Origin of the sequence: Streptomyces boninensis, from assembly GCF_048572725.1 — a bacterium.
Lineage (GTDB): Bacteria > Actinomycetota > Actinomycetes > Streptomycetales > Streptomycetaceae > Streptomyces > Streptomyces boninensis.
Map to the genome: position 1 here is coordinate 1,094,991 of NZ_CP183837.1, position 20,370 is coordinate 1,115,360.

Sequence of the window (20,370 nt, forward strand, 5' to 3'; positions counted from 1 at the left end):
CCTACGGCTTCATTACGTCCGTGTGTATCGCGAGCTTGAACTCGGCGAGCACGATCGGCGTCGGGATCTTCTTGTCGCCGGTGCCGCGGGCAGTGATCTTGAGGCCGAGCGGCACGTCCGGGTGCACCATCAGCTGCCAGGTGTGCGCGCGGAACTGACCGCCGCCGGTGCGGGTGAAGTCGCTGGTGGCGGTGGAGTCGGGGGCGTCGCCGAGCGGGTCGCGGACGAATCGGAGGCGGTATTCGGACGGCTCGTCGTCCTTCGCCCAGAAGACCAGCGCCGACACGACGCCCCAGCCGTCGTGGCTGGGCCAGATCAGGCCCGAGCGGGCGTCTGGGAAGGCGGAGTGGCCGCCCCCGCCGTTGCCCACGTTGTGCATGCCCCAGTCGTCCAGGGACTCGGCCGCGCCGTACGGGAAGCGCACGAGGTGGTAGCCGTCGTCGCCGTACTGGACCTTCTGCGTGATGTCCGTTTCCTCGTCCCACTTCAGCGAGCAGATCGCAAGTGGCATGGATTCCCCCTGTGTTGAGCGCCCGGCATCCCCCGGCCGGGCGCGGGAACTACACCCTGAAAGCGAGGGCGTGCACCTGTCAATAAGGGGGGTTCACCCGAGGAGTTCGGCGAAGCCTCCGTCGCGCGCCAGCCGCTCCAGCTCGTCCAGCGCGGCCTGCGCCCTGGCCGCCGCGTCCGGGTCGCGCTCGGCGAGGCCGCTCTCCTCGAATTCGTCCTCGTCGAGGCGGAGCACCGTGCCGCCGTCGGCGGACCGCCACAGGTCCAGGTCGAGGTCCTCGATGGTGAGGGTGTCGCCGGTCACCACGGCGGGGCGGGTGATGTCGCAGTACCAGCCCTTCAGCGTGCCGTCGGCGGCCCTGACCTCCTTGATCGAGTACCAGCGGTCGCGCCAATAGTGCTCGGTGAAGACATCGCCCGACTCGAAGCGTACGAAGCCGAAGTCGCGCACGGGCGGACCGGCCCAGGGGGCGCGGACGACGGCGCGGGTGCCGTCGTCGGAGACGGCCGTGGCCGGGTAGCGGACGTCCTTGCGGGGGTGCTTGACGAGGCGGACCTTGACGTCCGAGCCGGGAGTGAGCATGCGATCAGCTTGGCTTGCCGACTGCCGGGCACGCCACCGGATTCTTCTCCGGACGGGCGAGCCGGTGGGAGCATTGGTGAGGCCCCGCGACGGGGGAACGCGGGGCCTCGAATTGTCCAACGGGTGGGTTCTCAGGTGCGTTCCCGCGTGGTGGAAAATTCTTCTGAACCCGCCTTCGGGTTCCGGTGATCCCCCGCGTCACCGGAACCCGAAGGGAGAAATCGGGACACCGGCAGGCCAACATCAGCCACACCGGTCCCCGAAGCCACAGAAAGTATACTGGCTATCAGCCAGTCAACGCAGGAGTTAAGCATGTCCCCGCGCAGCGCCTCGGTCAACGAAGAGTTGCGCCGTCGTTCCCGCGAGCGGCTGCTGCGGGCCGCCGTCGATCTTGTCGACGAGCGCGGATACGAAGCCACGACCCTGGGCGACATCGCCGACCGGGCGGGCTCGGCGCGCGGCCTGATCTCGTACTACTTCCCCGGGAAGCGGCAGCTCCTGCAGTCCGCCGTGCACCGGCTCATGCACCTGACCCTCAGCGAGGCGCTCGAGCGCGAGCCCGTGACCGAGGACGGCAAGGTGCGGCTGGCCAGGGCGATCGACGCGATCCTGAGGCTGGCGCAGGACCGGCCGGTGCTGATGCGGCAGCACATGGCGGGGATTCTGCTGGCGGACGGCTTCATCAAGTGCGAGGAGCAACAGCAGCTGGCGGCGATCCTGCGCGACACCGTGCGGCGGTACGGGTCGGACGACGTCGACACGGACTATCCGATGCTGCGGGCGCTGCTGATGGGCGCGGTGTTCGCGGTGCTGCTGCCGGGGGCGCCGATGCCGGTGGCGCGGCTGCGCGGGGAGCTCTTCCAGCGGTACGGACTCGGCCCCGAGCTCGGTTTCCCGCCGGATGTCAGTGCCGGGGTGCAGGATGTCACGTAGCTCACAGAGCTGACGGCAGCTCTACGGGACAACGGCGTCTTGGAGGTGGCATGTCATGACCGATGCACTGCTCGCGGTAGGCACGCGCAAAGGGCTCTTCATCGGGAAGCGAAGGGGCGGCTCGTGGAAATTCGGCGAGCCGCAATTCAACGCACAGGCGATCTATTCCGTGGGCATCGACAAGCGCGGCGCGGCGCCGCGCATTCTCGCCGGCGGCGACAGCGCGCACTGGGGCCCCTCGGTCTTCTGGTCCGATGACCTCGGCGCCTCCTGGCAGGAGCCGAAGCAGCCACCGGTGAAGTATCCGCAGGACACCGGGACTTCCTTGGAGCGGGTGTGGCAGCTGCGCCCTGCCGGACCCGAGGCGCCGGGGGTCGTCTATGCCGGTACGGAACCGGGCGGGCTGTTCAAGTCCGTCGACGGCGGCGAGACCTATGAGCTGGTGCGTGAGCTGTGGGAGCACCCGTCGCGGTCGCAGTGGGTGCCGGGCGGCGGCGGCCTCGCGGTGCACACGGTGGTGACGGACCCGCGGGACGCCGATTCGGTGCTGGTCGCCGTGTCCACGGCCGGGGTGTTCAGGACGCGGGACGGCGGGAAGAGCTGGGCGCCGTCCAATGCGGGGGTGAAGGCGGTGTTCCTGCCGGAGGGCAGCCAGTTCCCCGAGTTCGGCCAGTGCGTGCACAAGGTGTCGCAGGACGCGGCGAACCCGGACCGGTTGTATCTGCAGAACCACTGGGGCGTCTATCGCAGCGACGACGGCGGTGGCAGCTGGCAGGACATCGGCGCCGGCCTGCCGTCCACCTTCGGCTTCGGCGTGGTGGCGCATCCGCACCGCGGCGATGTCGCCTACCTCTTCCCCATCACCGCAGACGAGGACCGGGTCCCCGCGGAGAACAGATGCCGGGTGTACCGGACGGAGGACGCGGGCGCGAGCTGGCAGCCGCTCAGCGCGGGCCTGCCCCAGGAGGCGCATTACGGCACGGTGCTGCGCGACGCCCTGTGTACGGACGACGCCGACCCGGCGGGCGTCTATTTCGGCAACCGCAATGGCGAGGTCTTCGCCAGCGCGGACGACGGCGAGAGCTGGCAGCAGCTGGCGTCGCATCTGCCGGATGTGCTGTGCGTGCGGGCGGTGGCGCTGGACTGAAGGAGCTCAACGCGGGCCCTGCCAAGGGGGATAGAGTGACCGACTGTGGCAGCACGACCTCTTCCTGAAATCGTTGAAGCGGGCTGGGCGAAGGCGCTCGACCCGGTGGCCGGGCGCATCGCTTCGATGGGCGATTTTCTGCGCGCGGAGATCGCGGCGGGGCGCACCTATCTGCCCGCCGGGCAGAATGTGCTGCGCGCCTTCCAGCAGCCCTTCGACGATGTGCGGGTGCTCATCGTCGGCCAGGATCCGTATCCGACGCCGGGGCACGCGGTGGGGCTGTCGTTCTCCGTCGCTCCCGAGGTGTCGCCGATTCCCGGCAGCCTGGAGAACATCTACCGGGAGCTGCACACCGACCTCGGCCTGCCGCGCCCGTCGAACGGCGACCTGACGCCGTGGACCCGGCAGGGCGTGCTGCTGCTGAACAGGGCGCTGACCACCGCGCCGCGCAGCCCCGCGGCGCACCGCGGCAAGGGCTGGGAGGAGGTCACGGAGCAGGCGATCCGGGCGCTGGCCGCGCGCGGCCGCCCGCTGGTGGCGATCCTGTGGGGCCGCGACGCCAGGAACCTGCGGCCGCTGCTCGGGGGCGTACCGGCGATCGAGTCCTCGCATCCGTCGCCGATGTCGGCGGACCGCGGCTTCTTCGGCTCGCGGCCGTTCAGCCGGGCCAATGGGCTGCTGCAGGAGCAGGGGGCCGAGCCGGTCGACTGGCGGCTGCCATAACCTGCACGGCATGACTACGCCTACGAACACGCCGGCGGGCTGGTACCCGGACCCGCACGGCGCACCCAATCTGCTCCGCTGGTGGGACGGCAGCCAGTGGACCGACAACACCCACCCCGCGCAGGGCGGCGCCCCCGGCCAGCAGCCGCAGCAGCAGGCCGCCCAGCAGCAGTACCAGCAACAGCAGCAGGCCAAGGTGCAGCACCAGGTGCAGCAGCAGGCCGGGCTTGGTCCGGCCGCTCAGCAGGGCGGCGGCGGGACGCTGTTCTCCGAGCCGGTTCTGGTGGTGAACCAGAAGGCCAAGCTGATCGAGATGACGAATGAGTACAGCGTCATGGACCAGCACGGCAACGCCGTCGGCTCGGTGGTCCAGGTCGGCCAGAGCACGCTCAAGAAGGCCGTGCGCTTCATATCCAGCGTGGATCAGTTCATGACCCACAAGCTGGAGGTGCGCGACGCGTACGGGCAGGTGCACCTGACGCTGACCCGGCCGGCGAAGTTCGTGAAGTCCAAGGTGATCGTGCAGCGGCCCGACGGCCAGACCGTCGGCGAGATCGTGCAGCAGAACGCGATCGGCAAGATCAAATTCGGCTTCATGGTGAATGGCCAGCAGATCGGCGCGATCAAGGCCGAGAACTGGCGGGCCTGGAACTTCGCGATAGTCGACCACTCGGAGAGCGAGATCGCCCGGATCACCAAGACCTGGGAGGGCCTCGCCAAGACGATGTTCACGACGGCGGACAACTACGTCCTGCAGATCCACCGCCAGCTCACCGACCCGCTGCTGAGCCTGGTCGTGGCCGCCGCCCTCACCGTCGACACGGCGCTGAAGCAGGACTCGCGTGGCTTCGGATAAGCCGCAGGCCGAGGACCGCTGGGTCCTCGGCGTCGACTCCGGCGGCTCGGGCGTGCGCGTCGCGCTGGCGCGCGCGGAGGACGGGACGGAGGCGGCGGCGAAAGCGTCGGCGGACGCAGCGGCCGGGAGCGCCGGAGCGGCGCCCGGCAGCCCGGCCCGTATCGCGGCGTCCGGCGGCCCGGCCCGTACCGCCACATCCGGCGACCCGGCCCGTACCGCCGCGTCCGGCTCCCCCGCCGTCACCGGCCCCGCCGGCATCGACGCGGACAGCCTCCTCGCGCAGCTGCTGCCGCTCGCGGAGAAGCTCCTCGGGGAGGCCGGCGCCACGAAGGTGACCGCCGCCTGCGTCGGTGCGGCCGGGATGGCCTCTCTCGGCGATGACTTGCGCGCCCGGCTGCCCGGGCAGCTGCAGCGGGCGCTGGGCGTACGGCACTTGGCGCTCGCCGCCGACGGCGTGACCGCCTACGCGGGCGCCCTCGGGCAGCGCCCGGGCGCCGTCGTCGCGGCCGGCACCGGAATGATCGCGGTCGGCACCGCCCTGGACGCCTCCGGGTGGAAGCGGGCGGACGGCTGGGGGCACTTGCTCGGCGACTGCGGCGGCGGCGCCTGGATCGGCCGCGCGGGCCTGGAGGCGGCGATGCGCGCCTTCGACGGCCGCGAGGGCGGCTCGGCGGCGCTGCTGGCGCGCTTGGAGGCGCAGTTCGGCGCGCCGCTCACCCTGCCCGGGCAGCTGTATCCGCGCGCGGACCGGCCGGCGGTGCTCGCCTCCTTCGCACCCGCGGTCGCCGCCTGCGCCGCGACGGACGAGGTGGCGGCGGACATCCTGCGGCAGGCAGCGCACCACATCGCCGCCGCGGCGGCCGCCGTCTGCCCGCCGGAAAGCGGTAGTTCGGTGGCCTTCGCCGGCGGCCTGTTCGGCATCGGTGAGCCGCTGCTGGCGCCGTTGCGCGCCCGGCTGGCGGTGCTGCTGCCGGAGGTCTCCGCCGGACCGGCCGCGGGCGACCCGCTGGCGGGCTCGGTCCGGATCGCGCAGGCCCTGGCGGCCGACGACCTGCGCCTGCCGGTCGACCAGGGCGGAATGCTGCACGTCACGCAATAGCCGCACACGGCGGGGGCCGACACGACATGCCGGACACCCCGGCGCGCACGATCACGCCGGGTGACGGTCCGTTGCCATGCGCGCCCGGTCAACTCCCGGACGAATACGGACGTATCCGGTCCGACCGACCCCGCCACTGCGGAGGGTCACCATGAGGCATTAGCATGCGGCTCCATGAGCTCTGCCGCTGGCCCCGAACACGGCCTGCCCGTACGAATGCCCCGCCCCCGGCAGCCGGGACGGCACCGCAAGCCGGAGCCCGTGGTCGCCCCCGACGGCGCCCCGGCGCTGGTGCTTGCCGTCCCCGGCACCCCGGACATCGCCGTCCGCAGCCTGGCCGAGGAGACCGTCTCGATAGCGCGTTCCGAGCTGCCGGGCCTGGACGCCCGGATCGGCTACCTGGACGGCGCCGACGACGAGTTCCCCGCGCTGCACGACGTGCTCGCCTCCGCGGGCGCGGAGCGCGCCGAGGCGCTGCAGCAGCCGGTGCCCGAGGGCCCGGTGGCGGTCGTGGTGCCGCTGCTCGCCGGCCCCGACGCGGCGCTGGTACGGCGGATCCAGCAGGCGATCGCAGACAGCCGGGTGCCCGCCGAGCTGACCGATGTCCTCGGCCCGCACCCGCTGCTCGCCGAGGCCGTGCACGTGCGCCTCTCCGAGGCGGGTCTGGCGCGGGCGGACCGGGCGCGGCTGTTCACCGTCGCCACCGCCGCGGACGGCATCATCCTCGCGGCCGCGGGGGGCGAAGAGGCGGTGCAGTCCGCGGGCATCACCGGCATGCTGCTCTCGGCACGGCTCGCGGTGCCGGTCATCGCCACGGCGCTGGACGTGCCGGGCGCGGTGGGCCGCACCGCCGAACAGCTCCGCACCTCCGGCTCCACGCAGCTGGCGCTCGCTCCGTACGTGATCGGCCCCGAGCTCCCGGCCGGGCTGCTGGAGGGGGCGGCCCGGGAGGCCGCGTGCCCGATGGCCGAGCCGCTGGCGGCTTATCCGGCGGTGGGCAAGCTGGTCATCGCCCAGTACTCGAACCTGCTGGGGATCCAGCCGCAGCCGGTGACGCAGCGCTAGGCAGCTCCGCTGCGGTCCTCCGGCAGAAGAAGAATCCTGGGGGCTTCGCCCCCAGACCCCCATTTCGAACCCCCGTCGTCCGCTAGGACGGCGGGGGTTCGCGCAGCTTCAGCTGAAGACGACACACGACGCCGCCGGCGCCGCGATCGACCCCGCCCGCGTCAGCTCCCCCGTACGCGCGTCGGCGTCGAACCACACCACATCACCTGAGTGCTGGTTCGCCGCGTAAAGGTGCGCCCCCGCCGGGTCGATGGCGAGCTCGCGCGGCCAGCGGCCGCCGCATGGGACGTTCGCGGTGAGCTCCAGGGTGTCGCCCGCGTCGTCGAGGGTCAGCGTGCTCACGCTGTCGTGGCCGCGGATCGCGGTCCACAGCAGCCGGCCGTCCGGCGAGATCACGATCCCGGAGCCGTACGCCGTCACGTCCTCCGCGCCCGCCGGAAGGATGCCGGTCTCCCCCAGCGGCTCGAGCTCGCCGCGTTCAGGGTCCCAGCGGCAGGCGGTGACCGTCGGGGCGAGCTCGTTCAGGATGTACGCGCGATGGCCGCGGGGGTGGAAGGCCAGGTGGCGCGGGCCGCTGCCGGGGCGCAGCTGCGCCGTCGTGTGGACCTGGAGCCGGTTCGACTCCAGCGCGCAGACCCGTACCGCGTCCGTGCCGAGGTCGACGCTCACGATCCAGCGGCCGGACGGGTCCGGCTGCACCTGGTGGGCGTGCGGCCCTTCCTGGCGGTCGGCGTTCGGCCCGGAGCCGGTGTGCCGCAGCACGCTCGCGCCACCGCCGCCGAGTGCGCCGTCCGCCGCAAGCGGCAAGGTGCTGACGCTGCCGGAGACGTAGTTCGCGGTGAAGAGGTGGCCGGCGGCCACCGCCAGGTGCGTCGGCCCGGCGCCGTCCACGGACACGGGCGCCCCGACGGGCTCCAGCCCGCCCGCGCCGATCCGGAAGGCGGCCGCCGCGCCCTTCTCACCCTCGCTGACCGCATAGAGCATCCCGGACGAGGCATCCGCGGCGAGGAAGGACGGATCGACTACGGCGTCCGTCGCCGACAGGGGCGTCAGCGCGCCCGTGCGCGCGTCGTACCGGGCGGTGGTGACCCCGGCGCCCCCCTCGGAGGTGAACGAGCCGATGTGAGCGAGCGAGTGGCCTCCGGCCATGGCGGTGCGCGTCCTCTCCTCGGGGCGTTTGCGGTGACCCTATCGGGAGGCGGGAGGCGTCAGCTTGATCTTTTACGCCGCCGGTACGTACGGCGCCCGCGGCGACGCCTCCAGCGGGGCGTGCAGCCGCGATACGGCCGTCTCCACCGCGCCATGGTGGGTGTGGTGCGCCGCCTCGTCCGCCGCGGAAGCGACGCCGCGCAGGCCCGCGGCGCACTCGTCGAGCAGATCCAGGATCAGGCGAGCACGCGCCTTGCGTGCCGTGAACGGATTCAGCGGGTGCAGCAGCGGCGCGAGGCAGACCCGCACCTTCGCCAGGTGCAGCTCGAACTCCACCAGGTGCGCCCCGGGATCCGCCGCATGGCAGCCGCGCAGCCGCCGCCCCGCGGCCTCCGTGCAGGCGTGTACGGACTCCAGCGCCCGCCGCACCCACGCATCCGTCTGCCCGTGCGTCGTCACGGGCAGCACCGCGACCACCGCGAGCGCCGCCGCCAGCGCGCCGACCGCGGTCTGCTCCGCACGCAGCTGCAGCAGGGCGGGCGACAGGACGCCGATCAGCCCGTACAGGACGCCGACCATCACGGTCACGAAGAACATCATCCAGCTGTACGAGACCGCGGCCGTGTAGAAGATCCCGAAGACGCACGCCGCGACCACCACCGCGCTCGGCACCGCCGCGCCCTCGATCGGCACCGCGACGGCAAGACCCACGGCGATCCCGCACAGCGTGCCGAGCACCCGGCGGAAGCCGCGGACCAGGGTCTCGCCGCGGGAGGCGGTGTTCACGAAGATCCACCAGGCGGTGCCCACCGCCCAGTACCAGCGGTCGGAGGACACCGCGTGCCCGACCGCCATGGCCAGCGCGCAGGCGGCCGTGACCTGCACCGCCTGCCGTGTGGTGACCCGCGCGAGCCCGCGCGCCGCGGCGGCGGCGACCGCCGCGGGCGGCGGCGTGCGCCGCTCGATGCACCAGGCGCCGAAGCGCACGGCGGCGGCCATCGCGAGCCCCAGCAGCACCGCGGCGGCGATCTGCGCCAGCTGTCCGGTGCCCGCCCGCAGGAACTGCACCACGAAGAACATCATGAACGCGAAGATCCCGACCGCATGCCCGCGCGGCCCCCACCGCCGCGCATACGCCCCGCCCAGCACGACAGCCAGGAAGACGGCGTCCCGTACAAGGGGATAGTCATGCAGCGCGGTCCCGGCCGCGAGCACCGGCAGCCCGGCGACCGGCAGCAGCGCGGTGGTCAGCGCCTGGGCCCGTACGGACGGGTCGGCCACCGTGAAGAGCGCGAGCAGCGCCGCGAGCCCGCCGGTGATCATCGCGGGCAGCGGCAGCCCGGCGGCGTACGCGGCAGCGACGGCGAGACCGACACCGAGCACGGCACGCGCCGCGGTACGCAACCGCAGCCGTCCCGGATCAGCGGCGAACCACTTCCGCGCCACGCGCGTACCTCCCTTGTTCCGGCCACGTCGGCCCTGTCCGCATAGTGATACGCAATGAGGAAAGCATCTGCGGCCACGGGCCACCAAATCGATCAGAGCAGCCCGTTCCGCGCGTCCGCGCGAGGGTTGGCATGCTGATCACATGAGCATCTCCACCCCCGCGGCCGTCATCTTTGACCTCGACGGCACTCTGGTCGACAGCGAGCCGAACTACTACGAGGCCGGGAAGCGGATCCTCGCGCAATTCGGTGTGCCGGACTTCACATGGGAGGAGCACGCCGAGTTCATCGGCATCGGCACCCGGGAGACCGTCGGGATCCTCCGCGAGCGGTACGGAATCGACGCCCCGGTGGACGAGATGCTGGACCTCAAGAACGCCGCGTACCTGGAGCTGGCCGCCGCGCACACCGACGCCTTTCCGCAGATGCGCAAGCTGGCCGAGCTGCTGCAGGCCAACGGCAACCCGATGGCCGTGGCCTCCGGCTCCTCCCGTACGGCGATCGAGGCGGTGCTGCCGGGCGCGGGCCTGGACTCCGTACTGACGACGATCGTCTCCGCGGAGGAGGTCACGGACGGCAAGCCGGCCCCGGACGTCTTCCTCGCCGCGGCCCGCCTGCTCGGCACGAAGCCCGCCGACTGCGTGGTCGTCGAAGACGCGCCGCCGGGCGTGGAGGCGGCGCGGCGGGCGGGGATGCGGTGCATTGCGGTGCCGTATCTGGCGGCGCAGGGGGACGATCCGCTGATGGCGTCCGCGGGGCTGGTATTCCGGGGCGGGCAGCGGGAGTTCGACGCGCAGACGGCGTTCGACTGGATCGTTCGGAAGTAATGGTTCAGAGGTGATCGTTCAGAGCTGATCGTTCAGAGGTAGGAGCTGATCCGGCGCGGCGCGTCCGCGAGACGGCTGACGGCGCGGACGAGGGCGGGCGGCTGCTCGGATTCGTGCCGTTCCGCGGTGGCGGCGTAATAGATCTGCTCGATCGACGGCGGGCCGACCGCGACCGTGCGCAGCGCCGCCGCTCGCGCCGTGGCCTGCCCGGTCCGTACGAGATAGGCCGCCGCCATCGAACCGGTCCTGCCCACGCCTGCCCCGCAGTGCACGAAGACCGGGCCGTCGGCGCCGCGGACGGTGGCCAGGAAGGCGTCGACCTGGGCGGCGGCCGGGGTCTGGCCGTCCCGGATCGGGAGGCGTACGGCGGTGAGGCCGGCCCGCTGCGGCTGGGCCAGCTGCCGCGGCGTGAGGTCTTCGGCGCGCAGGTCCACCACCGTGTGGACGCCGCGCCGGGCGAGTTCCCGGTAGCCCTCGGGGCCGGGGGCGGAGCCGCGCCACACGCGGTCGTCGACGCGCTCGAAGTGGTGGATGCCGGCGACCGTGCCGCCCGTCGGGACCTGTTCCCTGGCCCAGGCGGAGGCGCCGAGGATGCCAAGGGCGGAGGTCGCCCAGAAGAGCGCGTAGCCGAGCGCGCAGAAGCCGAGGAGCTTGGCGGGGCGGCGCAGCCGAGGGGGCAGCGGCGGGGATAAGGCAGGGAGCAACACTGGGGCACCACCCGGGACTTGAGGGTGCGGATGCCGCTTCACCTTACCGTCGCTCTGCCGCCGTCCAGTCCGCCTAGTCCGTCTGCCCGTCGCCGAGGACGACCGCGCGGGCCCGGTTGGCGGTGGCGTCGCGGAGGCAGCCGCGCAGCCGCATCGTGTCGTGGTCGGTGAGGGCGGGACGTAGGACGCCGGCCCACACGTCGCCGTCCAGCCGGCCGAGCGCGCCGTGGCCGACGCCCGCGCGGGTGGCGCGGCGGCAGCTCTCCCACAGGTCGCGGGCGGCGGGAGCGGAGGCGCCCGAGCGGGCCTCGACGCGGAAGACGACGGTGGTGGCCGCCGAGGCGGGGCGTTTCGCGTCGCGGGTCTGGGTGGCGTCGGCCAGGCCGTCGACCAGCACGTCGAGGCCGATGAGCGCGGCGGCGACGAGGACGGCGACGCCGGCCGTACGGAACCCGGCGCGGGTGCGCGGCACCGGGTCGCGGTCCTCCAGGTCGTCGCCGCCGCCGGGCGGAGGCGCGGTCAGTGCGGTGAGGCGGCCGGCGAGGCGGCGCTGGGCGCCGGGGCGGGCGGTGGCGGCGGCGAGCTTCTGCACCGCCCAGGCGACGAAGGAGAGCAGCGCCCCGGCGGCCATGAGGACGGGGATGAAGACGAAGGTGCGCTGCCCTGGTCCGTCGCGCGGCACGTCGCGCAGCCATCCGAAGCGATCCGCTCCGCGGTCCTCGCGGCTTGCCTCGAGTCGTCGGCGTACGTCCTCGGCGCGCTCGTCGCGCTCGGTGAGCCGGCGCTCAAGGCGGGCGAGGCGGCCGAGCAGCACCATGCAGGCGAGGAAGATCTCGACGACGAGCAGCAGCACGCCGCTGATCAGGGCGCGCTGCCACTCCCAGCGGTAGAGGTAGACGACGAAGTACCCGGTGGCGGCGACCGCGGAGAGCCCGCCGAGCAGATAGCTGACGTACTTCACGCGGCCGCCCCTTCCCGGCCGTCGCCGCCGGTCGTGGGGGTGGCGTCGCCGGCCGCGGGGGCGTGGCTGCCGGTCGTGGGGGTGGCGTCGCCGGCCGCGGGGGCGTGGCTGCCGGCCGCGGGGATGGCGTCGCCGACCGCGGGGGCGTGGCTGCCGGTCGCGGAGACACCGCCGCCGACCGCTTGGGCGGCGTCGTCTTGCCGGTCGACGGCTCCGGTGCCGCCGTCGACGGCCAGCGCGGTCCCGGCAGGGAAGCGCTCGACGGCCGCGGGTACGCCGACGGCGGTCGGCACGCCGTACTCCCGGGCCAGCACGGCGAGATGCGACAGGACGCTGCCGGTCTCGGCGACGAGGCCGGCGAGGCCGGGGAGTTCGGGCGCGAGGGAGGGGTCGAGCGTACGGACGACGAGCACGGCCCGCTCGGGGCGCGCCCCGGCGCCGTCCCAGGCGACGCCGGTGCCGTAGCCGCCGCCGGCGCCCTGGCCTGCGTTGCGACCCCTGCCACTGCCGCTGCCGCCACGACGGCCCGCGCCGCCACCGCCGGCCGGCTCCGCGACGATCGCGGTGCCCGCGAGCCGGAACGCGGCGGGCAGCGCGGCGCCTTCGCGGCGCGGCAGCCGCTCCGGGAGATCGGTCGGCAGCCCCTTGCCGTCGGCGGCCGCCTTGATCTCCGCCCACCGCAGCAGCGCGATCCGCTCCGGATCGTCGAGCTGCCCGGCCGCATGCATCCGACCCGCCACCTCACGCACCATGGCCGCCTGCATCTCCTGCACCCACCGGATCCGCAGCCGCAGCCCTTCCCGTACGGGCAGCCGCCCAACGCCGCGCGCCACGCCGGTCCAGCCTTGGCGGCGCGGCAGCGGGGGGCGGTCGGCGAGGGTGGGCGGGAGGAGGGCGAGGAGGACGGGGTGGGCGGCGATGAGGGCGGCGTCGTCGGGCGGCTCGGCGCCGGGCGCGGGGGCGCCGTTGGCGCGGGGAGCGGACCTATCCCCGGCCTGGGGAGCGGCCACATCGGCCGCGCGGGACGCAGGCACGTCGCCGCCGCGGGCGTACGCGCCGCCGCCACGGGACGCGGACGCACCCCCCGCCCGGGACCCGGCCCCCTCGACACGGGACGCAGACGCACCGCCGCCACCCGCCACCGGCGCATCGACGGCATGCGCCACCCCGGACACCACCCCCGCCCGCATCTCCGCCCGCATCTCCCCCAGCACCGACAGCGCCTCCCCCGCCGCCGTCGCGCCCCCGCCCTCCCCCAGCAGCACCCCCGCCAGCGACTCCTGCGCATGCAGCGCGGACAGCGTCGTACGGCCCCAGGCGACGGCGTCCAGCAGCGGGCCGCCCAGCATGTCGGCCGGGGTAGGGAAGGATGCGAGCTGGCGGTCGACGTCTGCCAGTAGGTCGAGGGCCAGCAGCGGCAGCGCGGCGCGCAGGCGGCCCAGTTGCCAGGCGGCGCCTGCGCGGCGGGCCGGTGGGACGGGGTTGAGGAAGTGGAGTACGCGGTGGCGGGGTGGTGCCGCGCCGATGAGGCGGAGGTCGGCGACCGCGCGGCCGTCCACCGTCGTCACGACGGAGCCGCGGCGCAGCAGGCGGCGCGGTGCCGCGCCCGCGAGGCCGAGGGCCGTGGCCAGGCCGTGGGACATCGGCGTCAGCCACAGGTCTTCCTCCAGTGGCTGCAGCACGCCGGGGAAGGTCTCCGCGACCGGGCCGGGGCCGAGCAGGCGCGCGCCGCGTGGTGGCCGGGCGCCGACGGCGGTGATCGGGCGGGCCTGGAAGAGCCACAGCCGGTCGTCGGTGTCGTAACCGAATTCGATGTCCTGCGGCCCGCCGAAGACCCGTTCCGCGCGCCGGGCCAGCGCCGCGAGCTGCCGTCGCCGCCGGGCGCTGAGCAGGCGCCGGCCGCGCGGCTCGGCCGGTGCTACGCCCAACAGGCGGCCAGTTCGGCTCAGTTGATAGCGACCGCCCTGCGCGGAGCCGTCGACCAGCCGCGCCGGACCCCCGCGCACCGCGCTGACGAGGATCCGGTCGTCACGCCCCGCGACCGGATCCACGCCGAACATGACCCCGCCCGCCACCGCCTCGAGCATCGGCTGCACCAGCACGGCCATCCCCCCGCCGGGCCGCGCGCGCCGCAACCCGCCCCCGGGCGGCGGCAGCAGCACCCGGCGCGCGGAGTCGAGCACGGCTGCCACGGCGGCGGTGAACCCTTCCCAGCCGCGGACGTCGAGCACGGATTCGTACCACCCGGCCATGGACGAGTCGGCGGCGTCCTCGTACGCGGAGGAGGACCGCACGATCAGCGGCCGCGCGCCGCCATCGCTGAGCTCGGCCCAGGCGGCGCGCAGGTCCCGTACGTCTCCTGCCTGACCGTCCGGCAGCAGCACGAAGCCCGGCAGCACGGGAAGCCCCGCGCCCGCCGCCCGCGCCAGGTTCGCCGCCTTGGCGCCGGCGAGCCGCGCGTCCCGCGCCCGGGGGTCGTCGAGTGCGACGACCGCCAACCGGTCCGCTTCCACGTCGAAGTCGAAAGCCATCCGCGGCCCTCCTCCGCCCGGCGCGAGCCCTTCGGATCGCGAGGTCGCTCGCGCGCCTGCCTGTTGGCCCGGGTAGCGGTTGCCGGGTGCTGGGTGAGACGCGGGCTTCGGCTGCCGGGTTGAGGCGGATTCAGACAGTTTCGAGGAGGTACGCGGCGGCGTCGCGGAGAGCGGCCGGGACCCGCGCACCAGTACGCAACTGCCCCGCCGTGCGCCGCAGTTCGGCCGTCGTACGCGCGGAGCCGATCTCACGCGCGCGCGCCGCGGTCGCCTCGATCAGCGCCTCCGCGTCCCGCCATGCCCCGGCCCCGGCGAGGGCCGTGAGCAGCTTCGCCGTGAACAGGTGCCGGTACGAGGGCCCAGGCGCCGTGGCCGCCTGGTGCAGCAGCGGGATGGCCTTGTCGTACGCGCCCAGCCGCGCCAGCACCCAGCCGTGGTGTCCGGTCAGCTCCGGCTCGTCGACCCACCAGGCCCAGGCCGGGTCGTGCCGCGAGCCGCCGTCCAGGAATCGGCCACGGGCGCGGGAGATGAGCGCCTGCGCGTCCCGGCGGGCGTGCAGCATCGCGGCGGTGTGCGCCTGCCGGACCAGGACGAGGCTGTCGACGCGGGCGGGCAGCGGGCGCGGGCCGCGCACCCGCGCCGCGGTCGCGCAGGCGGCCCGCGGCCGGTCCAGCTGGGCGAGCAGCATGCTGTGGTTGAGCAGTACGAGACGTCCCGTCCAGCGGTCACCGCTGCGCTGTGCGAGGTCGTACGCGTGGGCGTTCAGGTGCCGCGCGGGCCCGTAGCGCCCCGCGTCGAAGAGGATCCAGCCGATCACCTCGTACAACTCGGCGAGGGCGGCGGTCAGATCGGCGTCTCCGCCGCCGTACCGCGGCATCCGCCGCAGGGCCGCGCGCGCTGCCGGCAGGGCCGCCCGCGCACCGGTGGCGGCATCGACGGAGATGAGCCGCTCGGTGGTACGTATGACCTCCTCGGCTCGGCTCATCCCGCCAGTCAATCACCCTCGGGCGGCGCCCCTGCGCGGCAGCACCGCCACCGCGGCCAGGGGTATCGCCGCCAGGACCAGCCACGGCAGCCACAGCGGCAGCGCGCCGCCGAGGAGCGAGCCGGTGGCGGCGCTGCCGGCCAGGACGATCAGTCCGGCGACCGAGGACAGTGCGCCCGTGTACAGGCCGATGCGGCCGTCGGGGGCGAGTTCCGGGACCCAGGCGCGGGCGGCGGGGGTGACGAGCATCTGGCCGACCGTCAGCAGCACCACGAAGGTGGCGGCGGGCAGCAGGCCGGTGATACCGGTCCAGTTGGCGGGGCGGGCGGCGGCCACGATCGCGAAGCCGGCGGAGATCAGCAGCAGGCCTGCGGCCATGGAGCGGCGGAGGTCGAGGCGGCGCGCGGCCCAGTGGGTCACCGGGAGTTGCGCGGTCACGACGAGGATCGAGGACAGCGCGAACAGCCACGCCAGCGGTGCCTGCGAGCCGGTGCCGCGCTGCACCTCGTCGGGGAGGGCGAGGTAGAGCTGGTTGTACGCCAGGAGGTACGCGCCGTAGGCGGCGCACACCGCCAGGAACCGGCCGTTGCGCAGCAGCTCGCGGACGCCGCCGCGGGCGCGGATCCGTTCCCTGCCGGGGATGTGCTGCGGCAGCAGCCAGAGATGTCCGGCCAGTACGAGCACGAAGACGCCCGCGCCGGTGAGGCAGGCGGTGCGGAAGTCCACGGCGAGGAGCAGGGCGCCGAGCAGCGGCCCGAGGAAGGCGCCGGCCTGGCCCGCCATCGAGAGCAGTGCGAGGACGCGGGTGCGGGGGCCGTGGCCCGCGTCTTCCCAGAGCACGGCCTGGCGGGCGACCTCGGATTCGACGGCGGGCGAGAAGAGGGCGGCGGCGAGGCCGATGACGAGGACGGCGCCGATGATCGAGGCGGTGTCTCGGGCGTACCCGAGCCAGCCGAAGCCCGCGATGCGCAGGACGCAGCCAGTGAGCACTAGGGGCCGGACGCCGTAGCGGTCGGTGAGCGCGCCGCCGACGACGAAGAGCCCCTGCTGGCTGAAAGTGCGCAGCCCGAGTACGAGCCCGACCAGCCAGCCCGCCATGCCGAGCCCGGTGCCGAGGTGCTCGGCGAGGAAGGGCAGCACGGCGAAGAAGCCGATGTTGAAGGCGAGCTGGGTGAGGAGCAGCAGGCGCAGGAGCGGCGAGAGGGTGCGCCAGGTGCGGGTGCCGCGCGCCAGGCGGGCGGCGGGGCGGGTGCGCTTGGGGGCGAGCTGCGGGCCGTCGGTCATCGCGCGCTCGGGTCGGAGTGCAGGTCGTCGGCGGCGCCGGGCCGCGGGGGCCTGGCGGCCTGGGACGGGGGTGGGGAGGTCGGCGAGGTGGCGTCCGGGACCGGCGACGTCGCCGGTGCACCGCCCGGAACCGCGGCCGTCGGCGACGCGCCGGCCGGGGCCGCCGGCCGCTGCGCCCGGGCGCCTGTATCCGCCCCTGACGCACCGCCGCGCCGCAGCCGCAGCGGCGACCGCGCCCGCGCCGCGGCCGGCGACTCGGCGGGCACAGCCGCCACCGGCGATCGGTCGCGCCGCACCCACCCCAGCGGCGACCGCGCGCCCGCCGCCGTCACCGCCAGCGCCCCCAGCAGCGCGAGCACCGCCGCCGGTGCGAGCACCGCCCACGGTGCCCGTTCCGCGTACGGCTGGTTCTCCGCGAGCAGCAGGCCCCACTCCGGCGACGGCGGCTGGGCGCCCAGGCCGAGGAAGCCGAGGACCGCCAAGGCGAGAGCCACCGAGGGGAGGCGCAGCAGTGCGTGCCTGGTGACTGGTGGGAGTACGGCGGGGAGCAGGTGGCGCCGGACGACATGCGCCCTGTCCGCGCCCAGGCTCCGCGCCGCCGCGACGTGTTCCGTGGCCCGCTCCTGCCGCAGCAGCGCCGAGGTGTGGGCGGCCAGCGGGATCCACGCCACCGCGGCCACGGCGAGCACCGGCGTCAGCCGCCCCGGGCCCGCGACGCCCGCGACCAGCAGCCCCGCCAGTACGGGCGGGATCGCGTTGAGCGTGTCGACGAGCGGCCCCGACAGGCGCGGCAGCAGCCCCAGCAGCAGCCCCATGACCAGCGCGGCGGCACTGATGGCCAGGGCGAGCGACAGCGTGTTCAGCGCCCCGTGCCCGACCCGCGCGAGCACATCGCGCCCCAGCGCGTCCGTGCCGAACGGATGCGCCCCCGACGGCCCCTCCAGCCGCGCCGCGGTCTCGACGGCGAGCGGGTCCCGCGGCAGGGCGAGCACGACGACCGCGACCAGCACCGCCCCGTACGCATACGCCGCCCACCCGCGCCGCTCGCCCCTCCGCCGATGCAGCGTGGGCAGCGCCCCGTCCCGCAGCGCGGGACCGCTCGCCCGCCGGGCCGCGTACCGCAGCAGCGCCCCGGCGACCGCGGCCAGCACGATCAGCGCCAGCGCGGCGGTCTGCAGCACCGGCAGGTCCTGGGCGACGGCCGCCTCAAGGGTGGTGCGGCCGAGGCCGGGTATGTCGAAGGCCTGCTCCACGGCGACGGCGCCGCCGGTGAGGCCGACGACGAACAGCCCCAGGTTCGGCAGCAGCCCAGGCAGGCAGCGGCGCACCGCGTGCCAGGCTATGCGCGAGGCCGGGATGCCGCGGGCATCCGCCGCCTTCGCCCAGGGCTCGGCGAAGGCGCCTGGCAGCAGGTCGGCGAGAAGCCGCCCGAGCAGCGCCCCCGCGGGCAGGCCCAGCGAAAGGGCGGGCAGGATCAGCCACTTGGGCCCGTAAAAACCGAGCGCGGGCAGCCACCCCAGCTGCACCCCGACCACGGTCGCGAGGACCGAGGCCAGCAGGAATTCGGGCAGCGCCGCCAGCGCCGCGGCGACCCCGCCTCCAGGCCGAGCGACGCCGAGCCGCCCGCGCGCGCCGAGCCGCAGCGTCCGCGCGCACCCGATCGCCGCGGTGGCGAGCGCGACGGCGATGGCCGCCGCCATCAGCAGCAGCGAGGAGCCGAGCGCCTGCAGCACCGACGGCAGCACCGCGTCGCCGGAGATCCACGACTCCCCCGCGTCGCCCCGCAGCAGCCCTCCGACCCACTGCCCGAGCAGCCCCAACGGACCGGCGTCGAGGCCGAGTTCGTCCCGTACGGCCGCCAGCACCTCAGGCGTCGCCGTACGCTCCTGCGCCCGGGCCTTCAGGACGGTGAGCGCCGGGTCGGTGCGGGACAGCCACGGCAGCAGGCCGATCCCGCAGACGACACCCGCGCCGAGCAGCAGCCGCCACCCGAGCGCGAGGCCGCGCCCCGTCACCCGGCCCGGCATCAGCGCCGGGTGCCGGTGCCCACGAGCGTGCGCTCGTACGGGTCGAGGAGCTCGCCGCGGACATCCGGGCCGACGCCGGTGATGATGCGCTGGTGGACCAGCGGCACGACGGCGTCGGTGCGCAGGATCGCCGCCTCGGCGGCCATCGTGGCGTCCTGGCGCTTGGCAGTGTCGGCGGTGTTCTCGGCCTTCTTCACCGCCGCGTCGGCCTTGTCGTCGCAGAGCAGGGAGAGGTTGTAGCTGCCCTTGCAGGAGTAGTCGCTGGCCAGGACGGAGACGGCGTCGCCGGTGTCGAGCATGGTGTTGCGGGCGCCGACGAAGGCGTCGAACTTTCCGTCGAGGGCGTCCGGCTCGATCCGCGACGACTCGCGCACTTCGATCTTCACCTTGAAGCCGGCCTTCTCCAGCTGCCCCTTGAGCACCTGCGCGACCTCGGGCAGCTCGGGGCGGTTGTCGTACGTGCCGATGGTGATGGCCGCGCCGTCCGGGTCGGCCGCCTTCGCCCGCCCCTCGGGCTTGACCCGCTTGTCGGCGGCCCAGGTCAGCGCGGGACCGAAGATGCCCTGCCCCGGGTCGGCGTGGCCCTCGTACACGTCCTTGGCGAGCGCCGAGGTGTCGACCGCCTCGCGGGCGGCGGCGCGCAGCCCTGGATCCTTGAAGGCGCCCTTCTCGGTGTTCAGCTGCAGGCCCGTGGTGCGCGCGGTCGCGGTCTCCTTGCGGCCGCCCTTGTCGAGCGAGGACGCCTGCGAGACCGGGATCGCCTCGGCGATGTCGACCTCGTCCGTGCGCAGCGCGTTCGTACGGGCGGCGCCGTCGGCGATGAACCGTGCGTCGATCCCGGCGGCCTGGGCGCGGCCGCCCCAGTAGTCGTCGAAGCGGTCCAGGGTCGCCGCGGTGGCGCCGGTGGTCTTGGTGAGCTCGAACGGGCCCGTGGCCGTGCCGACCGGGCTGACCTTGCCGCCCTTCGCGTACGCCTTGCCGGAGAGGATGGCAAGGCCGGGGCTGGACAGCCGCAGCGGGAGCGCCGGGTCCGGGTCCTCGGTGGTGATCAGGACCTGTCGGTCGCCCGCGGGCTTGGCCTGCAGGCTGACGCCCGACAGCGCGGCCGTCACCGGCTGCGCCTCGCCCGCGCGCTTGAGGGCGGCGGCCACCGCGGCCGGAGTGACCTTGCCGCCGTCCTGGAACTCGGCCTCGCGGAGCGTGAACAGCCACCCCCGCTCCCCCTTGCGCTGCCAGGAGTCGGCGAGCGCGGGCGCCGCGGCCCCGTTGGCGTCCAGCTTCGTCAGGCCCTCGGTGACGCCGAGGCGGCTGAGCAGCGTGGCGTCGGCGCCGTACGGGGAGAAGCCCTCGGCGGGCGGGAAGGCGAGGGCCACCTTGAGCCGGTCACCGCCGGCACCGTCGCTGGACGACGAGTCGTTACTCCCGGCGAAACAGCTGGTCAGCAGCGGGGCTATGAGGAGGCCGGCCAGGAGGCTGCGGCGGGGGACGGAGCGCATGGTCCTCGATCTTCAGGGGGTCTTGCGGGCGGGGCGGGTGGT

18 protein-coding genes are annotated in these 20,370 nt (G+C 74.5%); 7 read left to right on the forward strand and 11 right to left on the reverse strand.

The genetic code is table 11. The features are described 5' to 3' along the window. Position 1: 1 nt before the first annotated feature. Together ACNNMR_RS04885 and ACNNMR_RS04890 are read right to left on the reverse strand one after the other, a co-directional pair. Positions 2 to 511, reverse strand: coding sequence for a hypothetical protein (locus tag ACNNMR_RS04885; RefSeq protein WP_419993262.1), 510 nt, complete (start codon positions 509 to 511; stop codon positions 2 to 4). A gap of 93 nt (positions 512 to 604) precedes the next feature. Then, entirely contained in the window at positions 605 to 1,093 is a 489-nt protein-coding gene (locus tag ACNNMR_RS04890) for a DUF402 domain-containing protein (protein WP_419993263.1), read from the reverse strand. 312 nt (positions 1,094 to 1,405) lie between these two features. On the opposite strand from ACNNMR_RS04890, the gene ACNNMR_RS04895 reads away from it, so the two are divergent. From ACNNMR_RS04895 to ACNNMR_RS04920, 6 genes are all read left to right on the forward strand, one after another. Next, positions 1,406 to 2,026 (forward strand): TetR/AcrR family transcriptional regulator, encoded by a 621-nt coding sequence (locus ACNNMR_RS04895; protein WP_419993264.1) that lies wholly within the window; start codon positions 1,406 to 1,408, stop codon positions 2,024 to 2,026. Positions 2,027 to 2,081: 55 nt separating this feature from the next. Continuing rightward, the gene (locus tag ACNNMR_RS04900; protein WP_419993265.1) at positions 2,082 to 3,173 is read left to right on the forward strand and encodes a WD40/YVTN/BNR-like repeat-containing protein; all 1,092 of its coding nucleotides are present in this window, start codon (positions 2,082 to 2,084) and stop codon (positions 3,171 to 3,173) included. Between the two features lie 45 nt (positions 3,174 to 3,218). Then, positions 3,219 to 3,896 (forward strand): uracil-DNA glycosylase, encoded by a 678-nt coding sequence (locus ACNNMR_RS04905; RefSeq protein ID WP_419993266.1) that lies wholly within the window; start codon positions 3,219 to 3,221, stop codon positions 3,894 to 3,896. Positions 3,897 to 3,906: 10 nt separating this feature from the next. Further along, positions 3,907 to 4,752, forward strand: coding sequence for a phospholipid scramblase-related protein (locus ACNNMR_RS04910; protein ID WP_419993267.1), 846 nt, complete (start codon positions 3,907 to 3,909; stop codon positions 4,750 to 4,752). Next, positions 4,739 to 5,851, forward strand: coding sequence for an N-acetylglucosamine kinase (locus tag ACNNMR_RS04915; RefSeq protein WP_419993268.1), 1,113 nt, complete (start codon positions 4,739 to 4,741; stop codon positions 5,849 to 5,851). The genes ACNNMR_RS04910 and ACNNMR_RS04915 overlap by 14 nt, the downstream gene beginning before the upstream one ends. A 174-nt stretch (positions 5,852 to 6,025) precedes the next feature. Beyond that, positions 6,026 to 6,916 (forward strand): sirohydrochlorin chelatase, encoded by an 891-nt coding sequence (locus tag ACNNMR_RS04920; RefSeq protein ID WP_419993269.1) that lies wholly within the window; start codon positions 6,026 to 6,028, stop codon positions 6,914 to 6,916. 108 nt (positions 6,917 to 7,024) lie between these two features. Here ACNNMR_RS04920 and ACNNMR_RS04925 read toward each other — a convergent pair whose 3' ends face one another. Together ACNNMR_RS04925 and ACNNMR_RS04930 are read right to left on the reverse strand one after the other, a co-directional pair. Further along, positions 7,025 to 8,065, reverse strand: a complete 1,041-nt coding sequence (locus ACNNMR_RS04925; RefSeq protein WP_419993270.1) for a lactonase family protein — start codon at positions 8,063 to 8,065, stop codon at positions 7,025 to 7,027. A gap of 72 nt (positions 8,066 to 8,137) precedes the next feature. Then, positions 8,138 to 9,511, reverse strand: coding sequence for an FUSC family protein (locus ACNNMR_RS04930; RefSeq protein WP_419993271.1), 1,374 nt, complete (start codon positions 9,509 to 9,511; stop codon positions 8,138 to 8,140). Positions 9,512 to 9,653: 142 nt separating this feature from the next. On the opposite strand from ACNNMR_RS04930, the gene ACNNMR_RS04935 reads away from it, so the two are divergent. Beyond that, complete coding sequence (locus ACNNMR_RS04935) at positions 9,654 to 10,337, forward strand: HAD family hydrolase (RefSeq protein ID WP_419993272.1); 684 nt, start codon at positions 9,654 to 9,656, stop codon at positions 10,335 to 10,337. 32 nt (positions 10,338 to 10,369) lie between these two features. Here the strand turns inward: ACNNMR_RS04935 and ACNNMR_RS04940 are convergent, their stop codons facing one another. The 7 genes from ACNNMR_RS04940 to ACNNMR_RS04970 all read right to left on the reverse strand — a co-directional run bounded on the left by ACNNMR_RS04940 (position 10,370) and on the right by ACNNMR_RS04970 (position 20,328). After that, positions 10,370 to 11,044, reverse strand: coding sequence for a protein-tyrosine phosphatase family protein (locus tag ACNNMR_RS04940; RefSeq protein ID WP_419993273.1), 675 nt, complete (start codon positions 11,042 to 11,044; stop codon positions 10,370 to 10,372). Between the two features lie 73 nt (positions 11,045 to 11,117). Beyond that, a complete protein-coding gene (locus ACNNMR_RS04945) occupies positions 11,118 to 12,005 on the reverse strand; it encodes a hypothetical protein (RefSeq protein ID WP_419993274.1) in 888 nt (295 codons plus the stop codon). After that, the gene (locus ACNNMR_RS04950; RefSeq protein WP_419993275.1) at positions 12,002 to 14,536 is read right to left on the reverse strand and encodes a PEP/pyruvate-binding domain-containing protein; all 2,535 of its coding nucleotides are present in this window, start codon (positions 14,534 to 14,536) and stop codon (positions 12,002 to 12,004) included. Before ACNNMR_RS04950 ends, ACNNMR_RS04945 begins: the two co-directional genes overlap by 4 nt. 130 nt (positions 14,537 to 14,666) lie before the next feature. After that, on the reverse strand, positions 14,667 to 15,521 hold the full coding sequence (locus ACNNMR_RS04955; RefSeq protein WP_419993276.1) for a DNA-binding protein: 855 nt from the start codon (positions 15,519 to 15,521) through the stop codon (positions 14,667 to 14,669). Between the two features lie 12 nt (positions 15,522 to 15,533). After that, on the reverse strand, positions 15,534 to 16,805 hold the full coding sequence (locus tag ACNNMR_RS04960; protein WP_419993277.1) for an MDR family MFS transporter: 1,272 nt from the start codon (positions 16,803 to 16,805) through the stop codon (positions 15,534 to 15,536). Then, positions 16,802 to 18,832, reverse strand: a complete 2,031-nt coding sequence (locus ACNNMR_RS04965; RefSeq protein ID WP_419993278.1) for an ABC transporter permease subunit — start codon at positions 18,830 to 18,832, stop codon at positions 16,802 to 16,804. The genes ACNNMR_RS04960 and ACNNMR_RS04965 overlap by 4 nt, the downstream gene beginning before the upstream one ends. Beyond that, positions 18,832 to 20,328 carry an ABC transporter substrate-binding protein gene (locus tag ACNNMR_RS04970; RefSeq protein ID WP_419993279.1) on the reverse strand — a complete coding sequence of 499 codons (1,497 nt, stop codon included), beginning with the start codon at positions 20,326 to 20,328 and terminating at the stop codon, positions 18,832 to 18,834. The genes ACNNMR_RS04965 and ACNNMR_RS04970 overlap by 1 nt, the downstream gene beginning before the upstream one ends. Between the last annotated feature and the right edge of the window lie 42 nt (positions 20,329 to 20,370).